This is a genomic window from Pseudorhodoplanes sp., from assembly GCF_046289595.1.
In the GTDB taxonomy this organism is placed as follows: domain Bacteria; phylum Pseudomonadota; class Alphaproteobacteria; order Rhizobiales; family Xanthobacteraceae; genus Pseudorhodoplanes.
This window is the reverse complement of sequence record NZ_JBKBVB010000056.1, coordinates 1-16,798: the sequence shown is the minus strand read 5'-3', so window position 1 is coordinate 16,798 and position 16,798 is coordinate 1. Positions and strand designations below refer to the sequence as shown.

Genomic DNA, 16,798 nt, shown 5'->3' with positions numbered 1-16,798 from the left:
CATGGCCTTCGACAAGGCGCGGGCAGCCGCGGACGAATGCGACCAGCCCCTGATGGTCATGCGCGTCAAGGACGGCATCCGTGCCGTCTTTTACGTCCCACTGACAGAACCACGATATGGCCATGATTTTTACCGGTCATGCGCGGGCTTGATCCGCGCATCCATCGAGAAAAAAGAAATATTGTCCGGAGTGATGGATTGCCGGGTCAAGCCCGGCAATGACGGCGGAGAGCTTTGCGACATGAACCACATCATCGCTTCAGCTTGATCCCCGCCGCCTCGCGGTCCCAGGTCGCGGCGGACCGGCCCTGCTCGCGCAGCTTGAATTTCTGCACCTTGCCGCTTTCGGTGCGCGGCAATTCGCTGACGAAATCGACAAAGCGCGGGATCGCGAAATACGACAAGCGGCCCTCGCAAAAGCGGATCAGCTCCGCGCCATCGAGCGCAGCGCCCTCCTTCACCACCACCGTCGCCATCACCTCGTCCTCGGCGAGATCGGACGGCACCGGAAACACCGCCGCCACCTCCACCGCAGGATGCGACATGATCACCTTTTCCACCTCGAAGGAGGAAATATTCTCGCCGCGCCGCCGGATCGAATCCTTCATGCGGTCGATGAATTTGTAATAGCCGTCCGCGTCGCGCACCACGCGGTCGCCGGTATGCAGCCACAGATTGCGCCAGGCTTCCACCGTCTTGTCCGGCATGCCGATATAGCCGGTCGCCATTGCGAACGGCTCGTCGGCGCGCAACAGGAGTTCGCCCGGCGTGCCATCCGGCACTTCGTTGTCGTCCTCGTCGGCGACGCGGGCCTGGAAGCCGTCGAACAGCTTGCCCATCCAGCCCGGCCGCCGCGTCTCGATCGTGGTGCCGATCGTCGCATTGCTCTCGGTCGCGCCATAGGCATCGAGCAGATAAATGCCGGTGCGTTCGGTGAATAGTTCGTGCAGATGCGCCGGCACGCCCGGCGCCAGCGCCACGCGCACCTTGTGTTGCCTTTCTTCCGGACAGGGCGGCCGCGACAGCAGCATCGGCACCATGGCGCCGAGCACATAGGTCACGGTCGCCCCGGAGGCCACCAGCGCCGGCCAGAAATTCGACGCCGAGAACCGCTTCTCAACGACCTGCGTGCAGCCGTTCAGGAGCGCCTGAAAGAACGTCGCCATCGCATTGACGTGAAACAGCGGCAGCGTGGTGTGCAGGATGTCGCCGTCGTGCAGCGCAAGCTGACGCAGCACGAAAAATCCCCACCAGAAGAATTGCGCATGCGGACAACACACGCCCTTCGAGGGCCCCGTGGTGCCCGACGTGAACAGGATGGTGAGCAGATCGTGCGGCTTGAGGTCGGCCGCCGGCACGGACTCGGCAAGCGCGGGCAGTCCGGCGATCGGGACATTCTGATGCCGGTCCCGCGTGTCGCCGTCCGGATCGATCACCCAGATCGCTTCGACGTTCAGCGTGACGAAATCGACGAATTCCAGCGCCGGCAGCCACGCGCGTTCCAGCACAAGAAGCCGCGCGCCCGACGTCTTCAGCATGTGTTCGAGCTGCGGGCCGCGCGCCGCGACATTGAGCGGTACCGAGACCGCGCCGATCCAGCCAAGCCCGAGGAACAGGTCGAGAAATTCCGGCCGGTTGCCGCACAGGATCGCAACCCGGTCGCCCTTTCCAATGCCGGCCGCGGCGAAACGTCCGCCGCTCCGCGCTGCGATGTCGGCCGTTTGCGCGTAGCTCCAGCGCGCGCCGTCGCAGACAAATAGCGCACGGTCACCATAGCGCGCAGCCTGCCGCTGCAGCATCACGGGCAGCGTGCGTGCGGACGGTTCAAACGATGCGCGCGGATCGGCGGGACTCATGTCAACGCAGTCATCCGCGCAACCCCGCCTCTTTCAGAAGCGGCACCACGCTCTCGCAGAAATACGGCAATTCGTTCCTGTAATTGACGAAGGACAACGCCGCGCCATTGAAGCCAGCGCCCGCAAACTTCGCAAGCTCGGATGCGACATGCTGCGGCGTGCCGACCAGCGGATAGCTGCCGGTTCCTGCCGAGAAGCGCTGCTTGTATTGCCTGAACGCCTCGTCCTCGTGGCTGTGGCTGAAATTCTTCTTCTGCCGCATGTGATAATCGACGGCTTCCTCGTCGATATGCTGGCGCGAGTAATAATCGTAATAATCCTCGGCCTCTCCTTGCGTTGAGCGGCATACCACATGGCCGATGGTGAAGACGCCGATGTCACGGTTGAACTTGGCGGCGCGCCCCTTGATGTCGGCAATATGGCCCCGGCCGACGTCGAGATCGGTGAAGCTCGTGAACAGGTGGTCGCAATTCTGCGCCGCAAAATCGCGGCCGGGCGGGCCGAAAGCCGCATTCATGGTCACCGGCCGCGGCTTCTGGATCGATGCCGGGCGGCTCACCGCACCCTTCAGATGATAATATTTGCCCTCGAAGTCGATCGGCGTGTCGCTGTTATAGGTCTGCACGATGACGTCAAGCCATTCCTTGGCCTGGACATAGGCGTCCGGCACGAGCGACACGCCGAACATATCGAACTCGTCCGGATTCCAGCCGCAGACGATGTTAAGCCCGGCGCGGCCATGGCTAATGTGGTCGACCGTCGCCAGCGCCTTCGCCGCATAGAGCGGATGCAACAGCGGCACATGCACGGTCATGAACAACGCAATGCGCTCGGTGATCGCGGCCAAGCCCGCGGCCCAAGTGAACGTTTCGAACGACCATTCCCGCACCTTGGTCGAGCCGCCATAGCCGCGCCAGCGCGCGATCGGCAGGAAAAAGTCGATCCCGCCGCGGTCGGCGATGCGGCATGCATCGGCGATATCGTCCCATTCCGCCTTCCAGGCCTCCGGCACGGTTGAAAAGGTCAGGCCGCGATCGGCGTTGGCCGAGAACACGCCGAGCCGGAAATGCGGGCCTGCCTTCTCCGACATCGGATTGGCGACCTGTCTCGGATCGATGGCCAGCATGTCAGGCTCCGCAGCTTAAACAGTATACTGTATCCAGACTACAGCCGCGACCTGCTCTGTCAAGGATGGCTCCGGCGCAGCATCCTGGCTCTCAGCGCATGTCTTTCGAATAGGTCTGATCTTTCGAATAGGTCCGATACGCCAGCACCGCGGCATCGACATGGTCCCGGAACAAAGCCGCGACACGGCTCGCATCGCCGGCGCGAAACGCATCGTGGATTTCATGCAGGCGACCCAGCACGTCATCGCGCACCGGGCGTTGCGACAGCGTCACCAGGCGGATGATCTGCACATGATCGAAATAGCGCGCCAGCGCCGCGACCAGTTGCTTATTCGGTACCTGCGCCATCCAGGCTTCGCGGAACGCCGCATTCGCGACGACAAAGGCCGTGAAATCGTTGGCTTCGCTGGCGGCGATGCCGGCCTGAATGGCGGCCTCCATGATCTGAAGCGCGGATTCGGTCATCTTGCCGGCCGCGATCTCGGCCGCCGCCGGCTCCAGCAGGCGCCGGATTTCGAAAATGTCCGCAATCTCCTGATCGCTGTAGCGCCGCAGCATGAAGCCGCGGGTCGTGCTTTCGATCGCCCCGTCATGCACGAGCTGCATCAGCGCCTCGCGCACCGGCATGCGCGACACCCCGAATTCGTTGGCGATGTCCACATCCACCAGCCGGTCGTCAAAGGTGAGCTGGCCGGTGCGGATGCGTTCGCGCAGATGGTCATAAATCTGCTCGCGCAGGCTCACCGTCTTGAGCACCTTCAGGCGCGCCTTGTCGCTCGGCTTCTGACTGATTGATCGATCGCTCATCGCGGCACACTCATCGTGGGATCGGTGGCAGGAACCGGCGGCCAGACCCGGTCGGCATCGTCGGGCGGGACCGCCTCGAGCAGAGCCTTGGTATAGGGATGTTGCGGATTTGCGAATACGGCTTCCGTCGCACCCTCCTCGACGATCTCGCCGGCATGCATCATCAGGATGCGTGAGCACAGATAGCGTACCACGGCAAGATCGTGGCTGATGAACACGATGGTGAGCCCGTGTTTGCGGTTCAGGTCCAGCAGGCAGTTCAATACATGCGCCTGCACCGAGACGTCGAGACCGGAGACGATCTCGTCGGCCACGATCAGCCGTGGTTTCGCGCCGAGCGCGCGGCCGATATTCACGCGCTGGCGCTGCCCGCCCGACAACTGCGAAGGGAACCGCTCGAGGCAGTCCGGCGGCAGCCCGGTATCGCGCAACAGCGCCTGCGCGGCGCCGCGCCGTTGCGCTTCTGGCGCGAAATTCTCGCCGACTTCCAGCGCCTGCGTCAGAAGCCGCAAGACGCTGCGCCGCGGATTGAGCGCCGATTGCGGGTCCTGGAAAATCAGCTGCGTATCGCGGCTGGTCAGCAGCGCGGCGCCGCCCGCAATGCGGGGCTTGCCGTCGATCAGGATGGTTCCGGCACTCGGCTTCTCAAGACCGACAATCAGGCGGCCGACCGAGGTCTTGCCGCTGCCGCTCTCGCCGACAATGCCGAGAATTTCCCCCTGCCGGACCGAAAAACTCGCATTCTTCACCGCATCGAAGCGGGAGCGCCGCAGCCCGAGAAAGCCGCGCGATGCGTGATAGCTGAGCCGCACATTCTCGAATGAAACCGCGGCCGGCGCCTCGGCGGCGACGCTGTCAAACCCAATCGCTTCGCCCACGCCCTCGGCTCCGGCGCGCGCACAGGCCGCGGCGCAGCGGACCCAGTGCCCCGGCCCGACCGAGCGCGACGGCAGTCGCGTCCCCGCGCAGGCCGGATCCTTCACTGCACAGCGCGGGGCGAAACGGCAGCCGGCAAGGCCGGCGAAGCCCGCCAGCCCCGGCATGTGATCCGACAGGGCCGGCAGCTTGCGGCGTTCGCCGGTCAGTTCCGGAATCGCGGCCAGAAGGCTTCGCGTATAGGGATGCGACGGCGCCTTCAGCACCGCCGTGGCCGGGCCGAATTCCACCATGTCGCCGGCATACATGACGCCGACATTGTCGCAGACATGGCCGGCGAGCCGCAGGTCGTGGGTGATGAACAGAAGCGCCGTGCCATGCAGCTTCTGTTGCTCGGCGATCAGCCGCACGATATGCGCCTGCGTCATCACGTCGAGCGCGGTCGTCGGCTCGTCGGCAACCACCAAGGCGGGCTCTCCCGCAAACGCCATCGCGATCAGCACGCGCTGGCATTGGCCGCCGGACAATTCATGCGGATAGCGGACGAGCGCTTCCTCGGCGTTGCGCAACTGCACCTGCGTGAGCCGCTCGATCATCAGCGCGCGATGGCGGCTGCGTTCGATCCCGATATGGCGCAAATGCTCGGAAAACTGCGCGCCGATGCTGCGCACCGGGTTGAGCGCGCTCAGCGGCTCCTGCGGGATGAAGGCGATGCGGCGGCCGAGCAATGCGCGGCGCTGCGCTTTCGGCAGCGCAATGAGGTCGATGCCGTCGAACGTCACCTCGCCCGCCGAGACCGAAAATGTATCCGGCAGGAGCCCCGAAATCACCCGGCCGATCATGCTTTTGCCTGCGCCGGATTCGCCGACCAGCCCGGCAATTCCGCCCGCGTCGAGATCGAACGAAATCTCGCGCAGCACGTCGATGCTGCGCCCGCCCATCCGCGCGCTGACCGTCACCTTGTCGAAGGACAGGACCGGCATGGCTACAGGCTCCGCCGCCGCAGCCTGGGATCGAGGGTCACACGCAACCCCTCGCCCAGCAGGTTGAAGCCGAGCACGCTGACGAACATGGCGAGGATCGGCAGCACGATGGCCCACGGCGCCTGGTACATATAGTTGCGCGCCTGCGCGATCATCTGGCCCCAGGCCGGAACGTCGGCGGGTACACTAAGGCCCACGAAGCTCAGGATTGCCTCGACGATGATGCCGATGCCGACCTGCAGCGTGAACAGCGTGATGATCAGCGGCGCGACACTCGGCAGAATCTCGCGCAAAATGATGCGCGCATGTCCGAAACCGAGCAGCCTTGCGGCCGAGACGAAATCCTTGCGCGCCACCACCATCACTTCGGAGCGCACCACGCGGCAGAACCGCGTCCAGTCCACAAGCACGATGGCAAGGATCACATTGCCGACGCCGGTGCCGAAGCCGACCATCAGCGTCACCGACAAAACCACCGGCGGCAGCGACATCCACAGATCCACCAGATGGCTGATGCCGCGGTCGATCCAGCCGCCGAAATAGCCGGCAAGCAGCGCCAGCGTGGTGCCGAGCAGCATTGCCCCGACCGCGGCGACAAAGCCGACGAACAGGGCGACCCGCGCGCCATAGATCATCTGCGACAGAATGCAGCGGCCGAGACTGTCGGTGCCGAACGGATATTCGGAGGTGCCGCTCTCCGCCCACATCGGCGGCAGCAGCATGTTGATGAGATCCTGGTTTGCCGGATCGTTCGGCGCGATCGCGGGCGCAAATACCGCGCAGATCACCATCGCCAGAACGATCGCGCCCCCCACCACGACCCGCGGCGAGCGGGCCGATTGCCGCAGCGCTTCGGCAAAAGCCGAAGGCGGGCGGGCGGCGTCAAGCGCGCCGGAGCTTGGGATTGAGGACGACATAAAGGATGTCCACGACCGTGTTGATCGCGAGCGTTGTGATGCAGAAGACGAGCGCAATGCCCTGGATAAGCGGCAGGTCGTGGTTGCGCACCGCCTGCACCATCAGATTGCCGATGCCCGGATAGGAGAAGATGGTCTCGACCAGAAGCGTGCCGCCGAACAGAAAGCCGAATTGCGCGCCGATCAGAGTGATGGTCGGCAGCGCCGAATTGCGCAGCATGTGCGAGAGGATGATCTGGCGCTCGGAAAGCCCGCGCTGGCGCGCCACGGTGACGTAATGATCCTCCGAGGCTTCCAGCAGCGAGGAGCGCAAGACCCGGATCACCAGCGGCGAAAAGCCCAGCGCCAGCGCCAAGGCCGGCAGGATCAGATGCGACAGCGCATTCTGCCAATAGCCGAGCTGGAACGTCACGAGATAGTCGATCAGGAGAAAGCCAGTGCCGTCCGGCATCACAACGCCCGGATCGACGCGGCCCGAAAACGGCAGCCAGCCAAGCGCCACGCCAAAGCCGAGCAGGAGAAAGATCGCCCACAGGAAGGACGGGATCGACAGCATGCAGACAACGATCACATCGAGAATATTTTCCAGCAGCGTGCCGCGTGCGCCGTACAGCAGGAGCCCGCCCGGAATGCTGATGACAAGTGCGAAGGCAAGGCCGATGAAGGAGAGTTCGAGCGTTGCGGGCAATGCGTTGGCGAGGAGCCGAGTCACCGGCTCGCGATAGGCAATGGAATTGCCGAGATCGCCGGACAACGCATCGCGCAGCCAGATCAGGTATTGCACCACGATGGAGCGGTCGAGGCCGAGCGCCTTGCGCACGATCTCGGCGTCGGCCTGGGTGGCGTTCGGCGGCAGCAGCAGTGCCAGCGGATCGGCCGGCAACGCCCGCAGCACGAAGAACACCACCATCGACAAGAGCAGGACCGTCGGGATCGCTCCGGCAAGACGCCGCGCCGCGACGTTGATCAGGGATTGGAACATGTCGGCCGCTCACTGGCGAGCGGAGCCGAAAGGCTCCGCTCATTCCCGCGAAGGCGGGAATCCAGAATACTCCACCCTGGGTCCCCGCCTTCGCGGGGACGAGCGGGTTGCAGGCATTGCGCCCCCGGTTGACTCACGCCGTCCGCTTTGCTTCGGCCGGCAGCACATAGAGCTGTGAATAGGTCGGGATCGAAACATTCTTTTTGGTGACCATGTTGGCCACGGGCTGCAGCAGCGGAATGCTCCAGGAATTTTCAGACGCTTCCTTGTTGATGGCGCGATATTCCGCAAGCCGCGCCTCGCCGAGCTTGGTGGCAAACAGCTTCGGGATACGCTCCTTCAGCGATTCCTCTTTCCAGGCAGAGAAGCGCAAAAGCGGATTCAGGATGCGGCCCGTATAGTTTTCCGGATCGCCGGTCGCATTCGCCCAGCTATAGAGCATGATACCGGGGAGCTTTGCGGCGTGGTTCAGTTCCAGATACTTGGCGACGGTGATCTCCTCGATCTTCACATCGACGCCAATCTGCCGCCACATCGCTGCGATCGCCTGCGCGATCTCGTAATCGTTCGGGAAGGTGCCGTTCGTGGTGCAGAACGTGATCTGCAGCGGCTTGGCCTTGCTGAAACCGGCCTTTTCCATGGTCTCGGCCGCCTTCTTGCGGTCGAACGGGAAGGTATAGCCAGGCACGTCGCCCGACGATCCCGGTGTCGCCAGCACATGCAACGGTTTTGCCAGATTGTTGAAGAAGGCCTTGGCAAGCGCCGCCTTGTCGATCGCCATATGCAGAGCGGTGCGCACATCCTTGTTCTGGTAGGTGTCCACATAGCTCGGGATCTGCATCATGTAGATCTCGGCCTGCGGGAAGATATTGACGTTCAGCTGCGGATTCTTTTCCAGCCGCACCGCCTCGCGGAACGGCAATTGTACGGCGATATCGACGCGGCCGGCCTCGACGGCTGCGACGCGGGTCGCGGCTTCCGGCAGCACCTGGAAGGTCACGCTCTTGATCGCCGGAACGCCGCCCCAATACTTGTCGAAAGCTTCGAGCACGATGCGCGAACCGCGCTGGTAGTCAACCAGTTTGTAGGGTCCGGCGCCGATCGGCTTGGCGAGGAATCCCTCGTCACCGACCTTCTCGTGATAGGCCTTGGGCAGAATGTAGACGGTGAGGAAGCCGAGATAGAATTCCGCAGACGGCGACGGCTTGGAATAGACCAGCACGGCTTGCGTCGGCGAGATGATCTCGACGTCCTTGAGGTCCTGCAACAGGCCGGCAACCGCGAGCCGCTTGTCCTTGTGCGGCCGCGTGACCCAGCTGTATTTGACGTCTTCGGTGGTGAGCTTCGATCCGTCATGGAAGGATATGTCGTCGCGCAGGGTGATTTCCAGCCGGGTCGAATTGTCGTCCAGCCATTTGCGCGAGACGATCTGGCGCGGTTGCAGCTTTTCGTCGGACGACCAATGCAGCGGCGAATCGTAGACGCATTTGAAGATCGATTGCCCGACCGGAAAGGTGACGGCCGTCGGATCCCAGCTCTGCACGTCCGCCATGAAAGCAATATTGAGCGGCGCATCGGACGATTGCGCATTGGCCAGATGCGGGAGGAATGTCGTGGCAGGAAGTCCGAGCATCAGCGAGACGAATTCGCGTTTGTTGAGTTCGAATTTCGCGCTCATCGTGGTTCCCCTGTTATCGAGTGTGTCGTCACGTGCCGGCCCGGCCGCGGGCCAATCCGGTCTGCAGCTTGATCTTCCGGTTTCGGGTTGGGCAAGTTACCGCTTGGCAATCCGGCGGCATCGCTCGCCTGTTACGCTTGGTTTGCTCTGCACGGGGACGGCGATGACGGGACGTTGCGCACACGTCACTCCTTCCCTGCATCGAAATACTCCGCCGGTTTACCGCAAGCGGAAGATCCGGCGATCCGCGCTTGCCTGAATTAGTATACTGTATGTTATTGTTGACCCGTCAAGCATCGTCTCTGGGCAGACAAACCCCGAAAGCTCACATTAAGTAGGCAACATGCGCGCAATCCAATTCGAGCAATATGGCGGACCCGATGTGCTGCAACTGCGAGAGGCGGCTCCGCCGGCGGCAGGAGACGGCGCAGTTGCGATCGACGTCCATGCCGTGAGCGTCAATCCGATCGACTGGAAGATCCGCTCCGGCCGCATGGCCGGAGGCGCTCCGCTGGCATCCGCCATGATCACCGGCCGCGACGGCTCAGGAATCGTGGCCGCCACCGGCCCCGGCGCCGATCCTTCGCTCGCCGGCAAGCGCGTCGCATTCCTCGCCCCGCGCGGCGTCGGCACCTGGGCCGACCGGATCGTCATGCCGCAGGACAATGTCGCGATCGTTCCGGACGGCGTGTCGTTCACGGATGCGGCCGCCATGCCGCTTGCCGGAACCAGTGCATGGATTCCGCTGGTCGATGACGCCAAGGTCGGACCCGGCATGCGCGTCCTGATCCATGCCGGCGCGGGCGGCGTCGGCTCGCTCGGCATTCAGATCGCGCGGGCGCGCGGCGCGCATGTGATCGCGACCTGCTCGGCGCGCAATGCCGATTTCGTCACGTCGCTCGGCGCCAACGAGGTCATCGCCTATGACCGGACGCCGTTCGAAAGCGCCGTCAGCGGCCTGGATGTGGTGTTCGACACCATGGGCGGCGCAGTGCACGACAAATCGTATAAGGTGCTCAAGCGCGGCGGCCAGATGGTGTGTCTCATGGCCGAACCGTTCAAGGATCGCGCCGCCGAGTTCGGCGTCACCGTCACACAAGCGCAGGTGCTGCCGCGTCGCGACATTCTCGAGGCGCTGCTGAAGATGATGGCGGACGGTGCGCTGCGCGTTCCGGTCGAGGCGACGCTGCCGCTCTCGGAATACCGCAGCGCCCATGAGCGCTCGCAGAGCGGACGCACCCGCGGCAAGATCGTGCTGATGCTGCGCAACGACAACGGCTCGCTGGCCGGATGACTGCTGCGGCCTATCAGGGCGTCGTCATTACCGCTCCGGTCAGCATTCCTTATGTGCGCTACTCCGCGAAAGAGGCGCATTGGTTTCTGGCGCGGGCCTTGGCGGCGCTGCTGAAGGCCTCCGGTCTTGCAAAGGACGATCTCGACGGCCTTGGCGTCTCGAGCTTCACCCTGTTTCCGGACACCGCGGTCGGCCTCACTCAGCACCTTGGCCTGTCGCCGCGCTGGCTCGATCACCTGCCCTTCGGCGGGGCGAGCGGAGTCATCGCGCTGCGCCGCGCGGCACGCGCGGTGCAATGCGGCGACGCCAATGTGGTCGCCTGCGTCGCCGGCGATACCAACCATGTCGATTCCTTCCGGCAGAATCTTGCGAATTTCTCCCGCTTTGCCCGCGACGCGGTCTATCCGTTCGGGTCCGGTGGACCGAATGCCAGTTTCGCGCTTCTGACCTCGCATTACATGCAGTCGACCGGCGCGCAGGCGGAGGATTTCGGCAAGCTCTGCGTGGCGCAACGCGCCAATGCCTTGGCCTTTCCGTCGGCGCTGTTCAAGAAGCCGCTGACGCTTGATGAGTATTTGAGCGCCCGGCCGATCGCCGATCCCTTGAAACTGTTCGATTGCGTGATGCCCTGCGCCGGCGCGGAAGGCTTTCTGGTGATGCGCGAGGATCACGCCAAGTCACTCGGCATCCCGTATGCGCGCATCCTCGGCACCATCGAGCGCCACAATGCGTTCCCGGACGACCCGATCCAGTTTCGCGGCGGCTGGGCCATGGACCAGGACCATCTCTATGCGCAGGCCGGCTTCGGCCCGCCGGATATCGACCTGTTCGAGGCCTATGACGACTATCCCGTCATCAACTGCCTGCAGCTTGAGGGACTCGGCTTCTGCCTTAACGGCGAGGCGCCGGCCTTCATCCGCAAGCACAGCTTCACGGTCGATGGCTCGCTGCCGTTCAACACATCCGGCGGCCAGCTTTCGCTCGGCCAGGCCGGCGCCGCCGGCGGCTTTCTCGGACTCGTTCAGGCGTTGCGCCAGGTCACCGGCCAGGCCAAGAAAACCCAGGTGGCACATGCGCGCCATGCGCTGGTCAGCGGTTTCGGCATGATCAATTACGACCGCGGCCTGTGCACGGGCGCGGCGATCCTCGGACGGGCGTAGCGCATGTCTTCATTGTTTGAAGCATCATCTTTCAACCGCTCGTCCCCGCGAAGGCGGGGACCCAGGAGTCACGAGCACAAGCCGCTCTGGGTTCCCGCTTTCGCGCGAACGAACGGAGAGAGTGTGCCGTCCAATTGGAAGCTGCGCTTGCCATGACCGACGCGCTCAAGCGCCCCGCCCCGCGCAATCCGGTCCTGCCGCTGCGGCTGCCGACGCTGCCACCCGCCGCGCGCAGCCGCGCGGCCCTGCGGATGGCGGCGGCCGCGGCCGAAGGCCGCTTCGAGTTGCAGCACTGCCACGATTGCGGCCAGGTGCAATATCCGCCGCGCGATGCCTGCGCAAAATGTCTCTCGGTGCGCCTTGAATGGAAGCCCGTCTCCGGCCGCGGGCGTCTGATCTCCGAGACGCTCTTGCATCACTCCAACGAACTCTATTACCGCGCGCGGGTGCCGCTGCGGCTCGGCCTTGTGCGGCTCGACGAAGGCGTCACCTTGCTCGCACATCTGCATGGCGATTGCCCGAAAGCCGACGCCACGCAGCCGCCCGCTGTGCGCGTGCGCGCGCAACTCGACCGCGCGGGCCTTGCCGCGCTGATCGCGCTTCCCGAAACCGACACGCCCCACATGGCCGACGACAGGATGCTGCGTGAGATGACCTCCGATCCGAAATTCAGGAAAGTCCTTGTTACCGACGCCAAGAGCGCGACCGGACAGGCGCTGGTGAAAGCCTTCGTCGAAGCCGGTGCCGATATCGTCTGGGCCGGCATCGCCGAGCCCTGGAAGCAGCCGCCCGGCTTTACGCAGATCGCGAACCTGCCCAATGTCACCGTGGTGCCGCTCGACCTCACCGACACCCGCTCGGTCGAAGACCTCGCGGGCTCCATCGGCGGCAAGGTGGATATTCTGCTCAGCAACGGCGAATTCCATCGCAGTCACGCGATTGCGGGACGTCGCGGCGTCGAGACCGCACGCGCGGAGATCGACGTGAATTATTTCGGCCTGCTGCGTCTTGCGCAAAGCTTCGGGCCTGCGCTGCGGGCGCGCGCTGCGGAAGGCAGCGTCCCCGCGACCGCCTGGGTCAACATTCTCTCGATCGATGCGCTTTCCGCTTTGCCGCGCCAGGGCACCTTCTCGGCGTCGAAAGCCGCGGCGTTTTCGCTCTCGCAGACCTTGCGCGCCGAGATGCGTGGAGCGGGCATTCGCGTGGTCAACGTCTTCCCGGGCCCGATCGACGATGAGTGGACGCAGCTTGTACCGCCGCCGAAACTCGCGCCGGGCGCGCTTGCGAAGGCGGTCGTAAATGCGTTGAGGGACGGCGTCGAGGACATCTATCCGGGCGATGTGGCGCAGGATCTGCTCGCCAAGTGGCAGGAAAGCGCCAAAACGCTGGAGCGCGAGCTGTGGGACCAATGATTCAACTTGCTCCGCTCGTCCCCGCGAAAGCGGGGGCCCAGCACGAAAAACTCTGGATGCCCGCCTTCGCGGGCATGAGCGGTGTTTGGGCCAGTATGCTCAGTTGGAGCGGACTCGTATGACCAAGTCCGACACGCCCGCACAGCTTCTATCCAACATGGTGGAAGCGCTCTCGGCGCAAAAGCTGCGCATCATTGACCTGTCGCAGACCCTGTCGCCCGGCTTTCCGCAGATCGTGCTGCCGCCGGAATTCGATCAATGCGCGCCGTTCCGGATGGAAGAGATTTCGCGGTACGACGAACGCGGGCCCGGCTGGTACTGGAACAACGTCTCGTTCGGCGAACATACCGGCACGCATTTCGACGCGCCCGTTCACTGGATCACCGGCCGCGATCTGCCCAATGCCGCAACCGACTCGCTGCCCGTCCGCTCCTTCATCGCACCGGCCTGCGTCGTCGATTGTTCGGCGCAGGCTGCGCAGAACCCGGATTTTCTGCTCACCGTCGACCGCCTGCGCGCATGGGAAGTGCATCACGGCCGCATACCGCAAGGCGCGTGGCTCTTGATGCGCACCGACTGGTCGAAGCGCAACGACCCCGTCGCCTATCAGAATTTCGATGCGGCCGGCCAGCACACGCCGGGCCCCGATGTCGCAGCGGTGGAATTTCTGGTGCATGAGCGCGGCGTCATTGGCTTCGGCTCGGAAACCATCGGCACCGATGCCGGACAGGCCGCGCATTTCCGCCCGCCCTATCCGTGCCACGCCATCATGCATGGCAACGGACGGCTCGGCCTGCAATGCCTCGCCAATCTCGATCTCTTGCCGCCGACAGGTGCGATTGTCATCGCCGCGCCGCTGAAAATCCTGCACGGCAGCGGCAGCCCGGTCCGGGCGCTGGCACTGGTCGGTGATTGAACGCAATTTTTTGTGCTCGTCGCCGCGCAAGGGCGGCGGCTTCGGGTGCGCCCGCGCCGTCACAACACAGGGCCGGCGGAGCTTTGGCCCGTCATTGCGAGGCGCCATCAGGATGACCTATGCTTCGCAGATTGAACGGGGAGCGCAGCTTTCGCGACAACGGGACATGACCGTCGCGACCGCGGCAAAATCATTGTTGCGCACGGCCATCGTTGCCGCCGCCGCACTCCAGCTCTGGTCTTTCTCCGAACTCTACCGGAACGCTTTCGTCGCATTCACCGGCGGCGAGGCGCAATGGCTGCTCGATGGATGGCAGGCGTTCGCGGCCGGTATCGCAGCGCCGACCTGCGCGCTCGCTGCGGCCGCCCTCGCCATCGCCGATCGAAAGCTCACGCCCGCCTGCCTCCTGGTGACTGCGGCGCTCGTGCTGCATGTGTCGTTCGTCTTCCCGTTCGTCCTCGCCGTCCTCATCCACGGGGCCTAGGCCGATGCGGGCCGCGACGCTAAAACAGCGGCTTCGGCTTTTCCGGCTTGCACTCGTCGGCAATCAGCCGAAGCGCCCGGCGGGTCTGCTCGATGTCGCCGGGCAGCGCAAAACGCGCGGTGCGGTGGCCATGCGCCACACTGCGGTCCGGGTTGAGAAACTCGACCACGTTGTCGTCGCCCTCGACATAGAGCCGGTAGGTCGGTGTCCTGCCGATATATTGCGTCTCGAAGCGGAAGCTGTCCGGCTTGAAGCGGCTGAGATAGTAGCGGGTCAGGCGATTGCGGTCGGGTTCCGAAACCACCACCATGCAGAGCTTGCGGTCGGCAATCTCGACATTTTCCTGCGGGTCGATGCTGCCGGTAAAGACATAAGTGATCGCCTGCTGAACCCGTTCGGATTCGGCTGCGGCAGGCATGTGCAGGGCAATCGAAACAGGCAACAGGATCGCGATGGCGAAGGCTCTCATTCTGATCGTATGTTTCGTCCACCGGTGAAGCGGACCGGCCCGGTGCGGCGTCCTGCCGCGCCGCCGGCCGTCCGGAATGGCGTCAACCGAAATCAACGTAGTGACGATCCGGCCCCCTGTCGAGACAGCGCCGATGCGCGCAGGTCACGGCGCAAGCCGCGAGAATCGTGAAATACCGCCGCCTTTCCGCGAGCCGCGAATCCCTTTCTTAAACGAATTTTTGGTAAATCCGCACATCGGCGCGGGATTGTGCTTTAGTGCAGGGGATCGATCGGCGCCGGCTGAAGCCGGTCTCGGCCCCGTCACCGATCGGCAAAGGAGGCGCACCACAAGGGTCTCGCGCCGTCGAAGGCGACTGCAAGCGGAGGGAGTGGTCCCATGCGCATGGTTGCTGGATGTTTCATCGCACTGCTCGCACTTGTCATGTATGACGACGCCATGCATGGCGGGCGCTACCGGACCGGCGTCAGTTCGATGGTCGGTCACATGATGCACGTGAGCTGGAATCGCTAGCTCCGCAGCCTGGCGGCGGCCAGCGCAGGCGCAGCGGCGGATGCGCCCGCGCGCCGGCCAAAATATTCGCAGGTGTGGCGCACAGAACCCGGCAGACCGGCTAAGATCGGCAAAAGTCCGAGCCGCCGCATGCAGTCGGTCCGCGTCTATTCCTGGTATGGCTCCCTGGGCGCGCCCTTTCCCCGCGGCGTCGGCTATTCGCGCGGCCTCGACAGACTGGGAGAAAGGCTGAGCGCCATGCCCGGCGTCTCGGTCGCACCGGCGCAGGCGAACTGGCTGTCGCAGAGCAAGGTCGCCGCCGATGCGCGCGCCTATCCGTCCGCGCGCAAGGTCTGCATCGGTCATTCGATGGGCGTTTTTGCGATCACCCGGATGGCGGCGCGCGCCCGCGACGTCGTCTGGGATCTGATGATCGCCTTCGAGCCGGCGCCGGGCTATTCGTCGCTCGGTGCGTTCACCTGCCCGCCGCTCGGCAGCAATGTGCGCAAGGCGATCTGCTTTCGCTCCACCAACTGGCTGAACCCGATCGGGCATGGCCGGCTTTATCCGGCGCCGGATTTTTGCGGCGAGATCGACACCATCGAAATGAATGTCCTGCATCACCGCATTGCCGCAGATCGGAGCGCCCACGACATTTGCGTCGCGTCGGTTCGTGCGCTCTCCAAGCTCCCAGGCTAGATTTTTTCGTCGAAAGGATTGGCCGCCATGAAGATCCTGCTCTGCCTTCCGGCACTTCTGTTTTTGGTCTCGATCGTCTCGGCTGCTCCTGCAAATCAGCAGCAGCGACTGCCCGCCAACCTTCCCGCGATCGTCCAGGAAGCCATCGACCGGAACAACAAGGATTGCGAGGCCGACGAAAAGCCGGTCTATCAGCGCGGTTTTCTGACCATCCGCGATATCAACGGCGACGGCAAGCCGGACTATATCCTCGACTACGACCATTTCCTGTGCGGCGAGCGTGGCGGTATGTTCTGCGGCACCGGCGGCTGCCAGACCGAGATTTTCGCCTCCGAAGAAGAGAAAGGCTATGTGCAGGTCTGGGACAAGCTTGCGCGCAAGGTCACGTTCCTGACGCTCAACAAGCGGCCCGCCATGCGCATCGACATTCACGGCACTCTGTGCGGGCGCAACGGCAGCGAGCGCTGCACCCTGACATTATACTGGAACGGCAGCACGTTTCATCCGGCAAACTAGCGGCGCTTCGCTAGCGGTGCATCCGCGTCTGTGCATGGATCGCCGCGATGGCGTCCGGCTTCACCCCGAACTCCCCTTTGAAGGGCGCGTCGAGCACCGCAATCATGTAGATCACCAGCGCAATGAACAT

Annotated in this window: 17 protein-coding genes; 9 read left to right on the top strand and 8 right to left on the bottom strand. The window is 64.1% G+C overall.

Annotation, left to right across the window (positions count from 1 at the left end; genetic code table 11):
* Position 1 precedes the first annotated feature (1 nt).
* On the top strand, positions 2-268 hold the full coding sequence (locus tag ACK41X_RS13165; RefSeq protein WP_409723831.1) for a hypothetical protein: 267 nt from the start codon (positions 2-4) through the stop codon (positions 266-268).
* Here the strand turns inward: ACK41X_RS13165 and ACK41X_RS13160 are convergent.
* The 7 genes from ACK41X_RS13160 to ACK41X_RS13130 form a co-directional block, all read right to left on the bottom strand.
* On the bottom strand, positions 252-1,856 hold the full coding sequence (locus tag ACK41X_RS13160; protein ID WP_409723829.1) for an ATP-dependent acyl-CoA ligase: 1,605 nt from the start codon (positions 1,854-1,856) through the stop codon (positions 252-254). The two genes, ACK41X_RS13165 and ACK41X_RS13160, sit on opposite strands and share 17 nt — an antisense overlap.
* Positions 1,857-1,866: 10 nt before the next feature.
* Positions 1,867-2,982, bottom strand: a complete 1,116-nt coding sequence (locus ACK41X_RS13155; protein WP_409723826.1) for an LLM class flavin-dependent oxidoreductase — start codon at positions 2,980-2,982, stop codon at positions 1,867-1,869.
* Positions 2,983-3,073: 91 nt separating this feature from the next.
* Positions 3,074-3,790 carry a GntR family transcriptional regulator gene (locus ACK41X_RS13150; RefSeq protein WP_409723823.1) on the bottom strand — a complete coding sequence of 239 codons (717 nt, stop codon included), beginning with the start codon at positions 3,788-3,790 and terminating at the stop codon, positions 3,074-3,076.
* The gene (locus tag ACK41X_RS13145) at positions 3,787-5,649 is read right to left on the bottom strand and encodes a dipeptide ABC transporter ATP-binding protein (protein WP_409723821.1); all 1,863 of its coding nucleotides are present in this window, start codon (positions 5,647-5,649) and stop codon (positions 3,787-3,789) included. The genes ACK41X_RS13150 and ACK41X_RS13145 overlap by 4 nt, the downstream gene beginning before the upstream one ends.
* Before the next feature lie 2 nt (positions 5,650-5,651).
* Positions 5,652-6,566, bottom strand: a complete 915-nt coding sequence (locus ACK41X_RS13140) for an ABC transporter permease (RefSeq protein WP_409723818.1) — start codon at positions 6,564-6,566, stop codon at positions 5,652-5,654.
* Complete coding sequence (locus tag ACK41X_RS13135) at positions 6,532-7,548, bottom strand: ABC transporter permease (protein WP_409723815.1); 1,017 nt, start codon at positions 7,546-7,548, stop codon at positions 6,532-6,534. The genes ACK41X_RS13140 and ACK41X_RS13135 overlap by 35 nt, the downstream gene beginning before the upstream one ends.
* 133 nt (positions 7,549-7,681) lie before the next feature.
* Positions 7,682-9,226 (bottom strand): ABC transporter substrate-binding protein, encoded by a 1,545-nt coding sequence (locus ACK41X_RS13130; protein ID WP_409723812.1) that lies wholly within the window; start codon positions 9,224-9,226, stop codon positions 7,682-7,684.
* Between the two features lie 343 nt (positions 9,227-9,569).
* Here ACK41X_RS13130 and ACK41X_RS13125 point away from each other — a divergent pair, with 343 nt between their 5' ends.
* The 5 genes from ACK41X_RS13125 (at position 9,570) to ACK41X_RS13105 (ending at position 14,492) form a co-directional block, all read left to right on the top strand.
* Positions 9,570-10,520 (top strand): NADP-dependent oxidoreductase, encoded by a 951-nt coding sequence (locus tag ACK41X_RS13125; RefSeq protein WP_409723809.1) that lies wholly within the window; start codon positions 9,570-9,572, stop codon positions 10,518-10,520.
* Positions 10,517-11,680 carry a thiolase family protein gene (locus ACK41X_RS13120; protein WP_409723807.1) on the top strand — a complete coding sequence of 388 codons (1,164 nt, stop codon included), beginning with the start codon at positions 10,517-10,519 and terminating at the stop codon, positions 11,678-11,680. Before ACK41X_RS13125 ends, ACK41X_RS13120 begins: the two co-directional genes overlap by 4 nt.
* A 152-nt stretch (positions 11,681-11,832) precedes the next feature.
* A complete protein-coding gene (locus tag ACK41X_RS13115; protein ID WP_409723804.1) occupies positions 11,833-13,092 on the top strand; it encodes an SDR family NAD(P)-dependent oxidoreductase in 1,260 nt (419 codons plus the stop codon).
* Between the two features lie 118 nt (positions 13,093-13,210).
* The gene (locus ACK41X_RS13110; RefSeq protein WP_409723801.1) at positions 13,211-14,008 is read left to right on the top strand and encodes a cyclase family protein; all 798 of its coding nucleotides are present in this window, start codon (positions 13,211-13,213) and stop codon (positions 14,006-14,008) included.
* A 166-nt stretch (positions 14,009-14,174) separates the two neighbouring features.
* On the top strand, positions 14,175-14,492 hold the full coding sequence (locus tag ACK41X_RS13105; protein ID WP_409723798.1) for a hypothetical protein: 318 nt from the start codon (positions 14,175-14,177) through the stop codon (positions 14,490-14,492).
* A gap of 19 nt (positions 14,493-14,511) precedes the next feature.
* On the opposite strand, the gene ACK41X_RS13100 is transcribed toward ACK41X_RS13105, so the two are convergent.
* A complete protein-coding gene (locus ACK41X_RS13100; RefSeq protein ID WP_409723795.1) occupies positions 14,512-14,961 on the bottom strand; it encodes a hypothetical protein in 450 nt (149 codons plus the stop codon).
* Positions 14,962-15,339: 378 nt separating this feature from the next.
* Between ACK41X_RS13100 and ACK41X_RS13095 the strand changes: the two genes are divergently transcribed.
* From ACK41X_RS13095 to ACK41X_RS13085, 3 genes are all read left to right on the top strand, one after another.
* Positions 15,340-15,474 (top strand): hypothetical protein, encoded by a 135-nt coding sequence (locus ACK41X_RS13095; RefSeq protein ID WP_409723792.1) that lies wholly within the window; start codon positions 15,340-15,342, stop codon positions 15,472-15,474.
* Positions 15,475-15,603: 129 nt separating this feature from the next.
* A complete protein-coding gene (locus ACK41X_RS13090; RefSeq protein WP_409723790.1) occupies positions 15,604-16,152 on the top strand; it encodes a hypothetical protein in 549 nt (182 codons plus the stop codon).
* A 27-nt stretch (positions 16,153-16,179) separates the two neighbouring features.
* On the top strand, positions 16,180-16,668 hold the full coding sequence (locus ACK41X_RS13085) for a hypothetical protein (RefSeq protein WP_409723787.1): 489 nt from the start codon (positions 16,180-16,182) through the stop codon (positions 16,666-16,668).
* Positions 16,669-16,798 lie beyond the last annotated feature (130 nt).